15 protein-coding genes are annotated in these 18,035 nt (G+C 42.9%); 2 read left to right on the top strand and 13 right to left on the bottom strand.

Going from position 1 to position 18,035, the window contains the following annotated elements:
- The 10 genes from dnaJ to gpr all read right to left on the bottom strand — a co-directional run.
- A partial coding sequence (gene dnaJ, locus AC29Z1_RS03130; protein ID WP_488269998.1) for a molecular chaperone DnaJ occupies positions 1-840 on the bottom strand: 840 nt, incomplete at its 3' end.
- A 19-nt stretch (positions 841-859) separates the two neighbouring features.
- The gene (dnaK, locus tag AC29Z1_RS03125; protein WP_488269997.1) at positions 860-2,707 is read right to left on the bottom strand and encodes a molecular chaperone DnaK; all 1,848 of its coding nucleotides are present in this window, start codon (positions 2,705-2,707) and stop codon (positions 860-862) included.
- A 34-nt stretch (positions 2,708-2,741) separates the two neighbouring features.
- Positions 2,742-3,350 (bottom strand): nucleotide exchange factor GrpE, encoded by a 609-nt coding sequence (grpE, locus tag AC29Z1_RS03120; RefSeq protein ID WP_488269996.1) that lies wholly within the window; start codon positions 3,348-3,350, stop codon positions 2,742-2,744.
- Positions 3,351-3,369: 19 nt separating this feature from the next.
- Positions 3,370-4,953, bottom strand: a complete 1,584-nt coding sequence (locus tag AC29Z1_RS03115; RefSeq protein WP_488269995.1) for a TCP-1/cpn60 chaperonin family protein — start codon at positions 4,951-4,953, stop codon at positions 3,370-3,372.
- 14 nt (positions 4,954-4,967) lie between these two features.
- Positions 4,968-5,999 carry a heat-inducible transcriptional repressor HrcA gene (gene hrcA / locus AC29Z1_RS03110; RefSeq protein ID WP_488269994.1) on the bottom strand — a complete coding sequence of 344 codons (1,032 nt, stop codon included), beginning with the start codon at positions 5,997-5,999 and terminating at the stop codon, positions 4,968-4,970.
- A gap of 110 nt (positions 6,000-6,109) precedes the next feature.
- Positions 6,110-7,249, bottom strand: a complete 1,140-nt coding sequence (gene hemW, locus AC29Z1_RS03105; RefSeq protein WP_488269993.1) for a radical SAM family heme chaperone HemW — start codon at positions 7,247-7,249, stop codon at positions 6,110-6,112.
- 10 nt (positions 7,250-7,259) lie between these two features.
- The gene (lepA, locus tag AC29Z1_RS03100) at positions 7,260-9,056 is read right to left on the bottom strand and encodes a translation elongation factor 4 (RefSeq protein WP_488269999.1); all 1,797 of its coding nucleotides are present in this window, start codon (positions 9,054-9,056) and stop codon (positions 7,260-7,262) included.
- A gap of 85 nt (positions 9,057-9,141) precedes the next feature.
- Entirely contained in the window at positions 9,142-9,645 is a 504-nt protein-coding gene (locus AC29Z1_RS03095; RefSeq protein ID WP_488269992.1) for a hypothetical protein, read from the bottom strand.
- A 19-nt stretch (positions 9,646-9,664) separates the two neighbouring features.
- Positions 9,665-10,678, bottom strand: coding sequence for a stage II sporulation protein P (gene spoIIP, locus AC29Z1_RS03090; protein ID WP_488269991.1), 1,014 nt, complete (start codon positions 10,676-10,678; stop codon positions 9,665-9,667).
- Between the two features lie 197 nt (positions 10,679-10,875).
- The gene (gene gpr / locus AC29Z1_RS03085; protein ID WP_488269990.1) at positions 10,876-11,847 is read right to left on the bottom strand and encodes a GPR endopeptidase; all 972 of its coding nucleotides are present in this window, start codon (positions 11,845-11,847) and stop codon (positions 10,876-10,878) included.
- A gap of 156 nt (positions 11,848-12,003) precedes the next feature.
- Between gpr and rpsT the strand changes: the two genes are divergently transcribed.
- A complete protein-coding gene (rpsT, locus tag AC29Z1_RS03080) occupies positions 12,004-12,276 on the top strand; it encodes a 30S ribosomal protein S20 (RefSeq protein WP_488269989.1) in 273 nt (90 codons plus the stop codon).
- A 60-nt stretch (positions 12,277-12,336) separates the two neighbouring features.
- Here rpsT and holA read toward each other — a convergent pair whose 3' ends face one another.
- Genes holA through AC29Z1_RS03065 form a run of 3 tightly spaced genes read right to left on the bottom strand, consistent with a single transcriptional unit; the run spans position 12,337 to position 16,385 of the window.
- Entirely contained in the window at positions 12,337-13,374 is a 1,038-nt protein-coding gene (holA, locus tag AC29Z1_RS03075) for a DNA polymerase III subunit delta (protein ID WP_488269988.1), read from the bottom strand.
- An 18-nt stretch (positions 13,375-13,392) separates the two neighbouring features.
- A complete protein-coding gene (locus tag AC29Z1_RS03070) occupies positions 13,393-15,777 on the bottom strand; it encodes a DNA internalization-related competence protein ComEC/Rec2 (RefSeq protein ID WP_488269987.1) in 2,385 nt (794 codons plus the stop codon).
- A 2-nt stretch (positions 15,778-15,779) separates the two neighbouring features.
- Positions 15,780-16,385, bottom strand: coding sequence for a helix-hairpin-helix domain-containing protein (locus AC29Z1_RS03065; protein ID WP_488269986.1), 606 nt, complete (start codon positions 16,383-16,385; stop codon positions 15,780-15,782).
- Between the two features lie 260 nt (positions 16,386-16,645).
- On the opposite strand from AC29Z1_RS03065, the gene AC29Z1_RS03060 reads away from it, so the two are divergent.
- The coding region (locus tag AC29Z1_RS03060) for a sodium:solute symporter family protein (protein WP_488269985.1) at positions 16,646-18,035 on the top strand (1,390 nt) is incomplete at its 3' end.

The raw sequence follows: 18,035 nt of genomic DNA, 5'->3' as shown, positions 1-18,035 counted from the left end.
GCAAACAACCTCATTGCCTTCACGTGTAAACAGTTTATGCGGTTTCACGAAAATATACACATATAAATCTCCGGGCGGCCCACCACGCTGTCCTGCCTCACCTTCATGAGCCACTCTAAGTCTTGAGCCGTTATCAACACCGGCAGGAATCTTAATCTTGATTTTGCGTTTAACGCGGACTTTACCCCGGCCATTACATTCTTTGCAAGGAGTTCTGACGATTTTTCCTTCCCCGCGGCAACGATCACAAGTTCTCACATTGACCATACGACCAAACGGCGTGTTTTGCGTTATTTGTATCTGACCTGTGCCGCGACATTCAGGACAAGTTTCAGGATGTGTTCCTGGGGCAGCGCCTGAACCTTGACAGGTAGTGCAATCTTCGGTACGCGGTACTTGGATTTCAGTTTCTAAACCAAAAGCGGCTTCTTCGAAACTAATTTCCAAATCATACCGTAAATCAGCACCTCTTTCAGGTCCGGCCTGGCGTCCACCGCCAAATCCAAAGCCTGCCTGCCCAAAAAACATATCGAAAATATCTGAAAAACTACCGGACCCAGCACTACCGCCAAATCCGCCGAATCCGCCAAATCCGCCACCGCCATTAGCGGCGTCGAACGCAGCATGACCAAATTGGTCATACTGCGCCCGACGCTCAGGGTTGGACAGAATCTCGTAAGCTTCATTTACTTCTTTAAACTTTTCTTCAGCTTCTTTGGGATTATCGCGATTCACATCAGGATGGTATTTGCGGGCCAATTTTCGGTAGGCTTTTTTGATTTCATCTTCAGACGCGTTTCTGGATACGCCAAGCACTTCGTAATAGTCTCGCTTACTCATTCACACCATCCCAAACTAATTATTTCTTATCTTCATCCACCACTTTGTATTCGGCATCAACTACTTTATCATCACCAGGGGTGCTGTGTGAAGCTTGTTGACTTCCAGCACCTCCCGCTGCTCCCTCAGTCTGGGCAGAGGCTTGGTACATTGCACTAGATAATTCATAAAGCGGTTTGGTAAGAGCTTCTGAAGCAGCTTTGATAGCCTCAATATCACTGCCTTTCAGTGCTTCTTTCAACTTATCGACCGCTTTTTGTACTTGTTCCACTAGGGTTTTATCAGCTTTATCACCAAACTCTTTAATGGTTTTTTCTGCATTATATACTAAGGAATCGGCATTGTTGCGAATTTCAATTTCTTCTTTGCGTTTCTTATCTTCAGCAGCATGCGCTTCTGCTTCTTTAATCATTCTTTCTACTTCTTCCTTGTCAAGTCCACCGGAAGAAGTAATAGTGATTTTTTGTTCCTTACCAGTTCCCAAATCTTTTGCCGATACATGGACAATACCATTGGCATCAATATCAAAAGTAACCTCAATGCGTGGTACACCACGTGGAGCAGGAGGAATTCCAGAAAGTTCGAAACGTCCCAGTGTTTTGTTATAGGCAGCCATTTCACGCTCGCCCTGTAATACATGAATATCGACAGATGGTTGATTATCGGCTGCAGTTGAGAATATCTGGCTTTTAGAAGTCGGAATGGTTGTATTACGCTCAATAATTTTGGTAAATACCCCACCTAAAGTTTCGATACCCAAAGACAGTGGTGTAACATCGAGTAACAACACGTCTTTTACATCACCAACAAGGACTCCGGCCTGAATGGCTGCGCCAATGGCTACACACTCATCAGGGTTAATACCTTTATGCGGCTCTTTGCCTAGGAATTTCTTGATAGCTTCTTGAACTGCTGGAATCCGTGTAGAGCCGCCAACAAGAATAACTTTATCGATATCTTTAGGTGTCAATCCGGCATCACTTAATGCCTGACGGGTTGGTCCCATAGTTGCTTCCACTAAATCAGCCGTCAACTCTTCAAATTTTGCCCGTGTAAGAGTAACATCAAGATGTTTCGGGCCAGTTTGGTCGGCAGTAATGAATGGCAGGTTGATATTGGTAGTAAGAACGCCTGACAATTCAATTTTTGCTTTTTCCGCTGCCTCTTTCAAACGTTGCATAGCCATCCGGTCATTGGACAGATCAATACCTTGCTCTTTTTTGAATTCACCTATCAACCATTGTATGATGCGCTCATCAAAGTCATCACCGCCAAGTCGGTTATTACCGCTGGTGGCTTTAACTTCGAAAACACCGTCGCCCAGTTCTAAGATGGAAACGTCAAACGTACCACCGCCCAAGTCGTATACTAAGATTGTATGGTCGCCACCTTTATCCATACCATAAGCCAGGGCAGCAGCCGTAGGTTCATTGATGATACGGAGCACTTCAAGACCGGCAATAGCACCAGCGTCTTTAGTTGCTTGACGTTGGCTGTCAGTAAAGTATGCAGGAACAGTAATAACCGCCTGGGTCACTTTTTCTCCAAGATAGGCTTCAGCATCTGCTTTGAGTTTTTGCAGAATCATGGCTGAAATTTCTTGAGGAGTATAGTCTTTGTCATTAATTTTCACTTTATAGGATGTCCCCATGTGACGCTTGATCGAAATAACAGTACCTTCTGGGTTGGAAACCGCTTGACGTTTTGCAATTTGTCCAACAAGACGTTCACCAGTTTTTGAAAAACCGACTACCGAAGGTGTAATACGACTGCCTTCTTGGTTAGGAATAACTACTGGTTCGCCGCCTTCCATTACAGCTACACAGGAGTTTGTAGTACCAAGGTCAATACCAATTACTTTTGCCATTGTTTATTTCCTCCTTAAGCAAACTTTCCTACAACTAATTCCCTACTACTTTTACCATACTGGGTCGGACTACCCGCCCATTGACTTTGTATCCTTTTTGGAATTCTTCAACAATCATTCCATCTGGTTGACTGCTATCCTCTATACGCATTACAGCCTCATGCTGAGTAGGATCAAATTGATTTCCTACCGCACTAATCGGTTCTACCCCTAATTGTGAAAGGGTATTCGTGAGCTGGCGGAAAATCATTTCTATACCAGTAGTCAGGGCAGTTATATCAGTAGTTGCCGTACTGGCAGTTGCCCGCTCAAAATTATCGACTATTGGCAAGAGTTGGCATACGATACGCTCTGTAACTATCGCTGACAATTCTTCTTTTTCCTGACGAGTTCTGCGCCGGAAATTATCAAAATCGGCTTGTAACCGTTTATATCGATCAGTCATCTCATCAAGCAGACGGCTTTTTTCTTCCAATGCTGTTATAAATTTATTTACGTCATCAGGCTGAAAACATATTTGACCGCTATCCTCTGATGATGTTTCGGTAGTTTGACTGTCATGTTGTTGATTATCTTGATGTAAGTTGTCTTGGCTTGAATTATCTTGGCCTGTTTCAGACTGCTTTTGTTCTTGTTCTGCCACGAACTCCACCTCCACTTAGTTAGAAGTCAGGCATGCCACTATCTGCACTACCTGTCTTCTGGGCATTAGCACCCTCTTCTTTTTTCTTAATTATGGTGTCAATTCGTAAAATAGCCACAGCTACTTCACCGGCTGCTCTTATTGCATGAAGTTTTACTGGAACCGGATCCACAACACCGCGTTCCAACATATCAGCCACTTCACCGCTATCACAATCCATACCTAAAGAATCGCTGTTCTGAGTAGTCTGCGCAGCAATAATATTCTCAACTTTTTCGAGAGGATTAAATCCGGCATTTTCCACAATTTGTGACAAAGGTTGCTTAAGGGCGTTAACTACACAATCCAGACCATATGCAGCCATACCTTTAAGGTTATCGCGATATTTACTAATTTGTCGGGCAATAGCGATTTCAATCGAACCACCGCCCGGCACATAGCCGCCCTTCACTGCTGCCTGCACACTGGACGCAGCATCTTTGGCAATGCGTTCGCGTTCCCCTACAACCTCTTCGGTAGCTGCACCCACCAGAATACTCGCCATTGGCTTGCCACTGCCGCCAATAACCCGTACTTGTTCCAGTTTTTCATCCTGATATACCCTTTGCGCAGTCCCTAAGTATTTTTCAATATCAGCTTGTTCTTTTTTCAGCCCGGTGCGTTTTATCATCCGTGCTCCTGTATGGTCAGCTACTCGGCGCAAATCTTTGGAAGACACCCTTTGAATGACCATAATATTGGCATCGGTGAGAATTTCTTCGGCAGCACTATGTACGCCGCGGTCAACCATAACTACATTTACGCCCAAATTAACGATTTTATGCAGATTGGCTTTAAACTCTTCCTGCAGAGCGATAGAACGTTTAAAACCGGCTTCTGTACTTAGGGCCTCATCCTTAATTTCTTCTGGTTCAAGTGCATCATCAATAAGAAGTATTTTGGCATTAAGTATTTCATCCGGCATTTCTTGTGTCATCCGTTCCTGGTCGACAATAACACCTAAAAATACTTCATTGCTAGCACCGGCTTCTGCCGTTATGATATCGGCGAGTTTAAAATTAGCTTCGTTAAGTTTTTCTACGCCAATTAATTTCGCCGCTTCTACCACCAGATCGGCAATGTCTTCATGTTCCCGTCCGGCAATCATCGCGATATTGCGAAGCATTGGGTCATTTACGTCAGTAATGGTACGGGTACGTTCCTTTATGCTGTCCATGGCTTTGGCAACACCGTACTTAATTCCTTCAATGACCCTGGCAACAGGTACACCGCGCATAACCTGATTTACGCCTTCGGCAACTAAACTACCAGCCATAATGGTAGTGGTAGTCGTACCATCTCCTACCTCGGCTTGCTGGGCTTTAGCAGTATTTATAAGCATTTTTGCTGCCGGATGATTGACATCCATCTTATCTAAGATGGTAACACCGTCATTGGTAATAATTACTTCACCAAAACGGTCAACCAGTAAAGTATCTAGTCCTTTAGGGCCGATTGTTCCCTCAACGGCTGCCGTAATTGCCCGCACAGCATTGGCGTTAGTTAGCAGCGCAGCTAAGCGTTCATCCACATCAGCGCCACTGCCAGCCTGTTTTAAATTCATGAATTTCCTCCCACCTATACCATTTTATACTTTTTTAGAATTTCGCCTAAATGGCGCTGCATAAATTTAAGTACAGACATAGTTTTACCATATTCCATCCGGGTAGGGCCAAGAACAGCAACCGTTCCTACCACTTGCCCATCAATACGATAGGTAGCTTGAACAACACTACAGTCATGAATACCTGTGTATTTATTTTCTTTACCAATGGTAACAACCACGCCATCACTATCGGTCATATGAAGAATATCGCAAAGTAAGCGATCTTCTTCCAACATGGTTAAAAGCCCCTTGACTTTATCAACATCCCTGAATTCAGGTTGACTTAGCATTTGCGTCGTACCACCAAGATAAACTTTTTCCTTTTTATCGACAGTAAGTACCTGTTTTATTAAATTAACAGCTCTTTCGTATAGCCGCGGGTCAGGTAAAATATCTTTTTGAATATTTTTTAGTTTATCTGGAGTAATACGCTCAATCGCCAAGCCTCCCAAATGGGAGTTTATGGCAGTAGCCATACGGGTCAAATCGTCAAGAGTAAGGCCTTCAGGGATTTCAATGATTTTATTTTCTATCAATCCGGTATCGGTGATGATAACTACAACAGAGCGACGTTCATCAAGCGGTAAAAACTGAAGGTATTTAAAAGTACATTGTGAAACTTGCGGTGCCAGTACCATGGAAACATTGCTAGTTAAGCGGGAAAGAATCTTAACCGTTTCCTGAAATACTTCTTCCATCCGCCGTGCTTTAGTCTTATACCAATTGTCGATGATCTGAACATCTTTTTCAGAAATTTGGGGTGGGGCTAGTAAACAATCAACATAAAAGCGGTAGCCTTTGACTGATGGTATTCTACCTGATGAAGCATGTGGTTGTTCAAGATAGCCTAACATCTCCAAATCCGCCATCTCATTACGGATAGTAGCCGAACTTACTCCCAAATTATATTTTCGGGCAATCGTCCGCGATCCTACCGGTTCGGCGGTGGAAATGTAATCATCAATAATAGCATGAAGAATTCGTCGCTTCCTCTCATCTAACATTGACTCCGCCTCCCTGTTGTTAGCACTCATATTAGTCGAGTGCTAACGCCTACTAAAAAAATACCACTCATTGGGTGTAATGTCAAGATAGTATGGCTTATCTCTATCAGCTAATCTGGCAAAAAACTTTGAAAGACAATATTGCCGAACTTCATCCCTTTATCGGTAAGCCAAATCCGCTCATCATCAGATAATACCAATCCTTGCTGTTGAAGCCTTGCAATATTTTCACCAAATAAGCTGAAGAAATCGACATTAAAAACTTGTTTAAAATCACTTAACCGCATTCCTTGAGTAGTGCGTAATGCCAAAAAAACAAATTCAGCCATAGATTCGTCCTGGGTCAGCACATCCTCCACAGCAATTGGAGAATCTCCTGCTGCTATCGCCCGGATATATTCTTCAATTCCTGTTACCGCACTCATTCGTTGCCCATGTAAAAAGGAGTGAGCTGCAGCTCCAAGACCTAGATAGGGCTGGTAATGCCAATATTTCAAATTATGTCGACAGGCAAAACCAGGACGGGCAAAATTTGAGATTTCATAACGTTCTAAGCCTTGACTTGGTAAAAAATGCGCCATCATCTCGTACATGGCTTCTTCATCCGCTTCATCCGGTAACGCAACAAGTCCTTTTTCGTAGGCCTCTGCTAACGGGGTCCCTTCTTCCAGTTTCAACCCATATACCGAAATATGAGTAGTATGTAACGTTACCGCTTGCTCAAGTTCCCAGGCAAAGCCATCTACCGTTTGACCTGGTAAACCATACATTAAATCAATACTTATATTATGGAACCCAACGTCTTGTGCATATTCTAAAACGGTTACACTATCACTCGTTTGATGGATACGTCCCAAATTGGCCAGTAAAGCATTATCAAAAGACTGAACACCAAAACTCAGTCGATTGATCCCGGCAGCTTTTAACATAGCTAGTTGCTTTCGCGTTACTGTGCCTGGGTTTACTTCCATGCTGATTTCAGCGTTGACTTCGATGGTAAAACTATCATATATACTGGATAGTATCTGTTCCAGCAAATGAACTGGCAGAACACTGGGCGTACCGCCGCCAATGTATATTGTATCAACAAGCGGTTTAGATAGTTTACCGCCCTGGTCAACAATTTGCTGACACAAGGCGGTAGTGTAGGCGTTAAATAGATGTTCTGCTCCCGAATAGGAAGAAAAATCGCAATACAAGCATTTCTTCCGACAAAAGGGGATGTGAACATATAGGCCAAGTTTATCCATAGTCGCTGCATTAATCCATTTTCAAAATGGCCATAAATGCTTCTTGCGGTACTTCAACACTGCCCACCTGTTTCATCCGCTTTTTACCCTCTTTTTGTTTTTCCAGCAATTTGCGTTTACGAGTGATATCGCCACCATAACATTTTGCAAGTACATCTTTTCGCAAAGCACGTACAGTTTCCCGCGCTATAATTTTGCTACCAATAGCGGCTTGGATAGGTACCTCAAACATTTGGCGGGGTATAATCCCTTTGAGTTTTTCTGCAAGTTGCCGCCCCCGCTGGGTTGCTCTGTCCCGTTGAACAATTACACTTAAGGCGTCAACTGGGTCACCATTTAGTAAAATATCCAATTTTACTAAATCTGATGTCTTGTAGCCTAACAATTCATAATCAAGCGAAGCATAGCCGCGGGTCGAAGACTTCAACTTATCAAAGTAATCATATATAATCTCGCTTAAAGGTAAATGATATGTCAGCATTACCCGGGTAGTATCCAGATATTTCATGTCCTTGAACTCGCCACGTTTATCTTGCGACAATTCCATGACAGCGCCCACAAACTCGTTTGGAACCATAACCGTGGCTTTTACATATGGTTCTTCTACGTGGTCGATCTCCTGTGTTGGTGGCAATTTAGACGGATTTTCAATATCGATAACTTCGCCGTTTGTTTTATACACTCGGTAAATTACACTCGGTGCGGTAGTAATCAGCGTCAAGTTATACTCACGTTCCAGGCGCTCTTGAATAACATCCATATGCAGAAGCCCCAGAAAGCCGCAACGAAATCCAAAACCAAGCGCGATAGAAGTCTCAGGTTCAAATACCAGTGAAGCATCATTTAGTTGAAGTTTTTCCAGAGCATCACGCAAATTATCATAATCAGAACTATCTACAGGATATAAACCACAATACACCATCGGAGTAATTTTACGGTACCCTGGCAACGGTTCAGCCACCGGCCGCTCCGCACTGGTAATGGTGTCACCTACCCGCGTATCTTTTACATTTTTGATACTGGCAGCAACAAAACCAACTTGTCCTGGACCTAACTCGCTAACATTGGTAAGGTAGGGTTTAAATATGCCTACTTCGGTTACTTCAAAAACCTTATTTGTTGCCATCATTTTGATTTTCATACCAGGTTTGATGTAGCCATTCATAACCCTGATATACGCAATTACGCCTTTATAGGGATCAAAATGTGAGTCGAAAATAAGTGCACTCAAAGGTTCTTCATAATTACCTTTCGGAGGAGGAATTTTTTTAACAATAGCCTCAAGAATTTCTTCAATGCCTATTCCCGTCTTGGCACTTGCTAAAACAGCCTCTGAAGTGTCTAAGCCAATAACGTCCTCAATTTCTTGCTTAACCCGTTCCGGCTCAGCACTCGGCAAGTCAATTTTATTGATTACTGGAATAATCTCTAAATCATGTTCTAATGCTAAATATACATTAGCCAGCGTTTGAGCTTCAATCCCCTGAGCAGCGTCTACGACTAAGAGAGCTCCCTCACAAGCAGCCAAGCTACGGGAGACTTCATACGTAAAATCAACATGTCCTGGAGTATCAATAAGGTTGAGCATATACGTTTCGCCATTTTTTGCAGTATATGACAAGCGAACAGCTTGAGCTTTAATAGTAATACCGCGCTCACGCTCAAGTGCCATCTGGTCCAAAACCTGATCTTCCATCTCGCGGGCAGAGAGAGCACCAGTATATTCCAACAACCGGTCTGCAAGCGTCGACTTGCCATGGTCGATGTGGGCGATAATAGAAAAATTGCGAATATGTGATGTATCCATCAAATTGGGGCTCCTCCCTGGTATAAATAAGGTTTTTTACACATTACACTAAATTATACCATTAGCTGCCCATGAACTGCAAGCACTACCTATATTCGCGAATATATTGCTTAACCTGCGTTACCATCGCTTGCGCCTCAACTTTTAGTGTTTTGAAAATAGGTTCAATATAAGATTTTATGCAGGTCCAGTATTCAAGCACCTGCTGCTTTGCCGTAAACGCTTCTGTCACAAACTGTCGGTACCACACATCAAACCAATACCATACACGTGATCTGTTTAATGTTTCTCTGGTAGTCGGAATGGTAATATAGTGGTTTGCAATTTGTACTATAATACTGGTATCTGTCCGGACAATATGTGCGATTGAATCTACTATTCCCAATGGTAAACCATAACCAAAAACGTAAGCAGAATATCCATCTTCCCGGTTAGAACCGATATAAAAGAAGCGTTCTTCTTCTTGCCGTTGGGTAAGCGTGGCCAATTGGTGTTCTGCCAACCCGACACCAATGATAACAATTACCAATAATATAAAAATTCCTCGAACAATAATTCCTACGTCATGTGACGCCACGCGTTCAAACACGTGCCCCCTCCTTCGCTCGCTAACGACTCTCAGCAAGTATTTCCGCGAGTAAATCTCCAAATATTTCTATGCTACGAATGGCTTCTTCTTTGCTGCTTTCCTGCGAACCCACTTCTATTAACAGTGCCCGAGGATGAAGATGCTGATTATAGCGCCATTCCACCAATTGAATACCGCGACATAACCCCGGCATTTTTGCATTTAGCTTAGCGTCAATTAACTTTGCAAACGCATGATTCTGCTGCCAATGCGGTTGAGGCAAATCCTGTTGTCCGGTTGCTACAACAATAGTAATTTTGGCCATTGGGACATCGTTAACCATCAAAGTTACATTTTCCCGTTTATCGGCATCACGGTGAATATCAAAAATCATTTGGATTGTCGGATTATCGGCAAGCATTTTTCGGGCAGTAATTTCCGAAGGTCCATAGGCTTTCATAAAACTGGGGTAGTCGTGAATCGTGGTATTGTGAATGGCCTTTACTCCATTTTTTTCTAACTGCCTAGCTAATGCTGCTCCAACTTCTACGATTTCACCATGCTGACCACCAGGTCGGTGCGTCACTCCTGAATTGGGAATAAAGGCCTCCGCAGTATGGGTATGGTAAATCCCGACAAGTGGTTTATCAGTATTTACTATACTTCTCCGATCAAATTCAGGAAAGTTCGGTAATGTTGCTGCACTGACAACAGGCGATGCTGATTTTTTAAACGCCAGCATAAAAGGAATTTCTTGCGTAAGCAGTGTGCGTAAATCTCTGAAATCAACGCCAGAGAATACCCGCATTATTTTATTAGCAAAGCTTTCTTGATTAGGTGTTGGTGTTATTTTAACTATACTTTGTGGCTGAACTGTCTGCGAAAAACCGGGAATACCTAAAAAGAGCACGTCCTTCCCTTTGGGCCACAAAGAAGGCAGATATTGTCCGTAATAAACGAATCCGCCGCTGACTGGCACTGCACTGTTAGTCAGGTTACGATATGTACTAAAAAATAATCCGCATGCGATCACTACCATCACTACAATTAACATTATGTTAGAAATTTTTGAAGTAAGGTAAACTTTCAGAGAAATATACCAAAGTCTGTTTTTACTTCTTTGTTTCCGCTCTTTTCTTGTAAGCATTATCGCCTCCGCCAGACTCCCACATCAGTCTTTGCTATTTTTGTTTACATACAATGTATATGCCTGGCAGTAGATCGATATTACAATTATTAGCGGACTAGTTATCAATGTAAATACATGTGAATATTCTCATAATCAATGTTAGGATGCATTGCCTGATTAATGCCACCAGCCACAACGGCTGCTATATCTTCGATGAGCCTATCCACTTCTTTAGGCGTTACCATAAGATCTCCCAACATTTCAGGCATTACCTGACGTACAATCGTCTGCCTGTCCTGGTCAGACAAATTGGACATACTCTTAAAATACCGGCTAAAAGCCGCATGTTCTTGCAGTGTGTTAATGGTATCCATGGCAATGGTTGAAGCATGCACAACGGTTGGTACGCCAATGGCCACGACAGGCACTCCTAAAGAGGCTTGTGTAATCCCAAAACGCTTATTGCCTACACCGGAACCTGGATGAATACCTGTATTGGCTAATTGGACAGTCGTGATTACCCGTTGACTGGAAGCTGCGGCCAAAGCATCAATAGCGATTACCAAATTAGGTTTGACATTGCTCACAATTCCATGGATAATTTCAGCCGTTTCCATACCCGTAACCCCTAGCACTCCAGGAGAAATTGCACATACTGAGCGTACTCCTCCTTTTAGTTCTGGTGATAACATCTCCTGCAAATGCCGGGTAACAACAATCTTTTGTGTAGCTCTTGGCCCCAATGCATCTGGTGTAACATTCCAATTGCCTAGACCGACAACAAGAACAGTTGCATTACGAGGCAAATTAACCAGTCCTGCCAATTCAGCAGCAAGGAAGTTCATAACTTTCTCTTGCAAGGGAGTATTTTTATAGCGTAAGCCTGGTGCCTCAATGGTAATATAGCGTCCCACAGCCTTTCCCATCATTCGTTCAGCCTCAGGCGTAGTTATATTTACACGCGTGATAAGGACATCCTCATCTTCACTGGTTTCAACGATTACACCGGGAATGTCTTCTCGTACATGTCTGGTCAGCATTTCCCTCGCCTCTAAGGCTAAATCGGTTCGTACAGCATTACAAACTTGATCCACGAATTATTCCCCTTCCTAAATATTGTTCAGACCTATCTTATCCTAAAAAAAAGTTGGCTATGCAAACCCAATTGCTTTTACTTTATTGCTTGCTTTTTCCTGTTAGGCATGCTAAAATAGTTCAGTAACGTATACATAAGATAGGAGGTGAACTACTTGCCAAATATTAAATCATCTGAGCGTAGCGTAAAAACTGACGCAGAACGGCGTGCCCGCAATTTTTCGGTAAGATCAGCAATTAAGACTTCAATCCGTAAGGTAGAAGAAGCTGCACGTGCCGGTAAAGCAGATGAGGCCAAGAACCTCCTCGCTATTGCTGCCAGCGTTATTGACAAAGCAGCCGCCAAAGGCGTTATTCATAAAAATGCCGCAGCTCGTAAAAAATCCCGTTTAGCTCGTAAAGCTAACGCAATTCAACAAGCACAATAACCTCAATAAAATTGAAACCCTGTCCACTAAAAAATGGATAGGGTTTTCTTCTTTTATCCTTTATTCGCATAATTCAATAATTATTTTTTCCAAAACTACCGGCCCAGATCGGCTTGACTTCAAGTCCTGATCTGCTGCCGCCAAACCAAGCATAGCCTCTCGTAGTTTTTTATCAGTAAAACCCCGGCTTTGCTTTACTAGTTTTTCGCCAATAAAGTTAGGTACCTTAAAATAGTCTGCTACCTCGCGGCTACTATACCCTTTATGAGTAAGTTCTTTGGCCTGCCATAGCTGTCTTACCTGACGGGCTAAGAGTGCTAATATCCTCACTGGATGTTCCCCGGCAGCCAATTGTTCACGCAACAACATAATAGCCTGGGAAGTTTTTTTTTGACTTAAGGCTTCCACCATAGTAAAGATAGATACCTCAGGCACTGATGATAAAATTTGCACTAAATCCTGTCGAGTAATGAGGTTTTTATCTGCCGCATATAATATTACTTTTTCTAACTCGTTGTTTATAAAATCAAGCGAAACTTGCGGCATCATGCTGACTGCGGCCACAAGATGCTCCTCAGCTTCTGTAGTCATTTTTATATTCAGTTCAGACAAACGTTCTGTCAGCCAAACACGTAAGTCTTTACCCTTTACTGGTAATGCTTCAAACACCACGCCAGTTTTTTCTACGGCTTTGTAAATTTTGCGTCGTTTATCAGGCTTATCAGCTAAATAAAATACAAGATGGCTATATGTCGGCATATTACTAAATAAATCAATTAATCGATGTAATTCAGGATCTATCTTTTCCTGTCCCTCATCGTTATTCTTGCGCCCAGCACTAAATAGTCCAGTGTTGCGAACAATAATTAAATTTTTTCCACCTAAAAATGGTATAGTTTCAATTGTATTGATCAGTTCTAGTATGGGGGGATCGGCTTCAAAAACAATAAGGTTCATATCCCTGTCTTCCGGAGGTACTACGCTGCTAATGAGAGCCTTCTCAATCTGCCGCAGAAAATAGGTTTCTTCCCCATACAAAAGATAAATAGGTGCAACCTTATTTTGCTTAATAGCGTTATATACGGCTTTATAGTTCATAGTTCACCAGCTTATTTGTTATTTTATATATGTATCAACTTCGATCGTTTCGCCATCAGACGTAAATATTATAGCACCATGGGTGTCTGTACGGTAGATAACAATATTCCTGTCAAGTAACCGTTTTACTATTTCCGGGTGTGGATGCCCAAACCGGTTGGCATAACCAACGGAAATCACGGCATAATCAGGATTAACAGCTTCTAAAAAAGGTACTGTAGTAGATGTCTTTGAGCCATGATGTCCGACTTTGAGTACTGTACAAGGCTTTACGCCGGTATTTGTAAGCAGCATTTCCTCACCGTTTGCGTCCAAATCACCAGTGATAAGAAAACTATGCTGACCATAACTGACCCTAACTACACTGGACACTTCATTACCAGAAACCATTTTATTATACTCATTTGCACCAACAGCATGGTCGATGCGAAAAGTCACTCCATCCAGCAAAAACGTCTGACCTGTATAGGTCGGAATAATGCCTACCGCCTGCTTGGCTTGGACAAGTGCCTGTACAGCTTGCGAATATTCTTCGCGCGGCAACATAACGTTATTGACCCTAATATTGGCGGCAACACCTGCTGCTCCTCCAGCATGATCTTGATGTCCATGTGTTAAGATTAAATAATCTACCGTTGTTACCCCATAATGTTTGAGATAGGGAGCAACCACCCTTTCGCCAACATCAAAACTTGAGCCGCTGATACTACCACCGGTATCTACCACCACAGCTTTACCGTGCGGTGTGATGATCAAAGTGGCATCACCTTGACCTACGTCAATAAAGTGTACGGCCAAGGGTTTTGGATACCAGATATAGACAGTCGCCAGGAGCATAATGAAACAAGCGCCTATCAGGCATTTTCTTGGATACTGCCGTACAAGCTGTCCAGGACCCGGTACAGACAATGGACGCCAGCCAAAAAGCCAAGCCAACAGCAAATAGTAAATACAACTTCCTACTACCCCTACAGACGGTATATAAACAGAACTATAAGGCACATCTGCCAACAAAGCTGTCAGCAATACTACCATACCTATTAATAGACTGCTGATAACAAACACTATATTGCCAACAGCCGGAACCAATGCATAAAGTATAATCCCTGCCAGCCCTAGTATAATAACGATTTCAACAATGGGCAGTACAAGAATATTGGCAGCAAATGAAATGAGCGAAACATTGTTAAAATACCAGGCAATTATCGGCAACACACCAAGCTGGGCACTTAACGTCACCGCCAACGGCCCAGCCAGCCAGGACGGTAATTTTGATAGATATTCCCATATTCGCCGATATAAAAATACTAAGCCTGCTGTAGCAGTAAAGGACAATTGAAAACTAATATCATATAGCAACAATGGCTGGTAAACAAGCATTCCTAGTGCAGTAAAAGATAAAGCCGTTGGAGCGTAACTGGCACGCTCAACTAACACAGCAATCAAACTAATGATCCCCATAATCATGGAACGAACTACCGGCGGCGTAAGCCCGCTTATTATGCCATAAAACACAATCGCCACAATCGCTACAACCGTAGTTGTCCAGGTACCTAAGCGAAGCTGACTGCCTAGCCATCGTATCAAGCCTGCTACCAGTGCGATATGAGCACCTGAGACGGATAAAATATGAATTAATCCAGTTGCCGCGAAATCCGCAATCACCTGCTTGTTTATTCCTTGATAACCACCAAACAGTACGGCGGTTAAAATAGCGGCATCGTTTACCGGCATGACTTTTTGCAATGCTCGAATCATTTCCGCTTGCCAGGCAGCCAGCGCGACACGCCAGGAATAGCCATTATGAGCTGCAAGCACCTTACCATTATGCTCTTGCACTGACATGCGCGCCTTAATCCCATCACGCGTAAGCGCGATGGTATGGTCAATTTGCCCCGGGTTATTATACCTATGTAACTCCCGCAATTTCCCATAAACAGTTATTTTATCACCATAAGCTGCCGGCTTTGCTGTGTCTTTATATTGTACATGTACGCGAACTTTTCCAAAGGCAGGTATACTTGGACCTGCCTGCTTTGCTTCTACATTTTCGACTCTGACGATATAGCTTACTTGGTTGCCCATTGTAGCTGTTTGGTTTACTTCAGGAATAGCATCGATAGTTCCCGTGATCTTAACGGTTTGTCCGATATAGTGACTAACATCGTCGGCTGGCACGATCCTGTCTTGGTGCGCATAAATCAATCCGGCAACAAAAAACAAACTGATCATCGGCCAAATAACTTGCTGATAATTATGAATAACACGCCATAACGCTATAAACAGCAAGCATAAAGCCATAACCATCAGCGTCGGAACATGCCAACTATATAGCCCAGCGTGCCAAATACCGGCAGCAAAAGCAGTACAAACCGCTACACTAATATTGTTTATCTGGATCATAATTATAGAGTTATTTTGTTTTTCAATTGATTATATTTAGACTCCCCAATCCCTGGAACTTTCTTAATATCAGCTATATCTCTAAACGGTTCATTAGCCGTACGATATTCAATAATACGTTCAGCTAATGCCGGGCCAACGCCTGGCAATCTGTCTAACTCCTCTTTAGAAGCAGTATTAATATTCACCTTATCACTGGTAGGAGTATTGTTAACAGCGCCGCCTGCAATAGGCGGACTTGTATTACTAGGTATTGCCGCATAAGGAACGTGAATGTGCATCTCATCTTTAAGTAACATGGCAAGATTAATGTTAGCCACATCTGCCCCAGGCAAAAACCCGCCTGCTGCGGTTACAACATCAACTACGCGGCAGCCGTTCGCAAGTTTATATACGCCGGGTTTACTTACTCCACCACTGACATATACCACAATGTCATTATCTGTACTATTACCAGCAATATCGTTTGCTAAATTTCCTGGTGGTGCTGTCACGGTACTAAAAGTCTGATCCTCAGATGTCTTTTTAATAAAGCTGTAAAAACCATAGGTCAATATCCCGCACGCTAGTATAAGAACAATAATTAGCTTTCTCTGCAGAATTCCCATTCATTTATACCCCACTTTATTTTTGGATATATTTTCAACAACTTAAACTAATATCCTGCAGAGATTTCATTTTTTGTAATTGTTTTACAGATATCGCCATTGACATTAAATTATTCGTTGATTACCATAGAATTGTAGGTAGCGGCTTTGAGCCGGTTTTGTAAGATGGCAGGATTGTAGGTGCCTTGAAAGAAGGTGAGTAGTAACAACCGGTCAATAGCTTATTGTAGATGTAGTAATGTAGAAAGGTAGGAATTTTCATGTCTATCCAATTTTTAATTGTTGTCCTTTATATCATTCTTCTCTTTGCTATCAGCCTCTATGCCAAGCGCAAAGCGGCTGGCGGTAGTGTAAACTTTTTATTTGGCGGTCGTCAGATGAATACACTTTTAGTGGCCGCTAATGTTACTGGTTTGGCAGTTGGCGCTGCTTCTACCGTTGGAGTAGCCGAAAATGCATTCTCCGCAGGTATCGCTGCCGGCTGGTACAATGCAGCCTGGGCTGCAGGCGCCTTAATTATGGGAGTATTGGCAGCCGGAAAATATCGCGAAATGAACTGTACCACGATTCCAGAGCTATTCGAACGCTATTATGATAAAAAAGGCCGAATTATTAGTGTAATTGGCCTAATTACCATACAATTGGTTATCACTTCAATGCAATATCTAGCTGGTGGCGCCATATTGTCCTCGATGTTGCCAGAGGTTTTTTCATTTACGGGTGGTATGATTACCAGTGCAGTTGTTTTCGTTGGAATAACTTTAATCGGCGGGCTATGGTCATCTGGATTATCCAATATAGTTAGTGTCGCACTGATCTATGTAGGAGTTGTTATCGCTACAATACTGACAGTTGGACAACAAGGTGGACTGACTACCATTGCCGCTAAACTACCACCAGGCACAGATTGGTTCAGCCCGATTGGCGGGCTTGGTTTTGCCACCATTGCCGGTTGGTTTGTAGTTATGATTACCCAAAGTTTATCGGCCCAAGGACCTGTGCAAATCGCCTGCGGTGCCATGAGCGCGAAAACCGCCAAACGGGGATTCATCTGGGGCGCCATTTTGATTTTCCCCATCGGCTTCCTATGTGCTGTTATGGGCCTAGCTGCCAGAGTTTCCCACCCTGATGTACAAGCGACATTGGCACTGCCTAAAATTATAATGGGGCTTGACCCGGTTATATCAGGTATCACCCTTGCTGCTTTATGGGCAGCTGATGTATCAACAGCCTGCACGCTGTTGCTTGGTGCCGGCACATTATTTGCACAAGACATATATAAACGGTTTATAAATCCTGCAGTTGCAGAAAGCAAATATGTTGTCATCAATCGGGTAACGATCTTGGCTTTAGGCTTTTTTACTCTATGGCTGGCTTTTAACGCTGTCGGCATTTTAAAAACCTTGCTCTTAGGCCTAAGCCTAACAACTGCATTTACTCTTATATTTTTATTTACCATCTTTTTCCCAGAATTATGCCGGCGAAATTCCGCCTTTTATACCACATTGGCTGGAATGCTAACTTTGCTGGCATGGCAATTAATTCCTGAAGTAAGAATAGTTGCTCATCCCATATATCTTGAATGGCTGGTATGTATGGCAACTTTCTTAGCTGTTGCGGTAATCGATCCGCAAAAAATCACTATCTCTG

The organism is Sporomusa sp., assembly GCF_057736855.1.
Note: the sequence above shows the minus strand (reverse complement) of the source record. Positions and strands in the feature narration are given on the sequence as shown.

What these genes read in the sequence shown, in the direction of transcription:
- holA (WP_488269988.1), bottom strand. Translation starts at nt 13,374, where the DNA reads ATGAACTATAAAGCCGTATATAACGCTATTAAGCAAAATAAGGTTGCA.
- AC29Z1_RS03065 (WP_488269986.1), bottom strand. Translation starts at nt 16,385, where the DNA reads ATGGGAATTCTGCAGAGAAAGCTAATTATTGTTCTTATACTAGCGTGC.
- spoIIP (WP_488269991.1), bottom strand. Translation starts at nt 10,678, where the DNA reads ATGTTAATTGTAGTGATGGTAGTGATCGCATGCGGATTATTTTTTAGT.
- hrcA (WP_488269994.1), bottom strand. Translation starts at nt 5,999, where the DNA reads ATGTTAGATGAGAGGAAGCGACGAATTCTTCATGCTATTATTGATGAT.
- lepA (WP_488269999.1), bottom strand. Translation starts at nt 9,056, where the DNA reads ATGGATACATCACATATTCGCAATTTTTCTATTATCGCCCACATCGAC.
- dnaK (WP_488269997.1), bottom strand. Translation starts at nt 2,707, where the DNA reads ATGGCAAAAGTAATTGGTATTGACCTTGGTACTACAAACTCCTGTGTA.
- AC29Z1_RS03070 (WP_488269987.1), bottom strand. Translation starts at nt 15,777, where the DNA reads ATGATCCAGATAAACAATATTAGTGTAGCGGTTTGTACTGCTTTTGCT.
- hemW (WP_488269993.1), bottom strand. Translation starts at nt 7,249, where the DNA reads ATGGATAAACTTGGCCTATATGTTCACATCCCCTTTTGTCGGAAGAAA.
- AC29Z1_RS03115 (WP_488269995.1), bottom strand. Translation starts at nt 4,953, where the DNA reads ATGAATTTAAAACAGGCTGGCAGTGGCGCTGATGTGGATGAACGCTTA.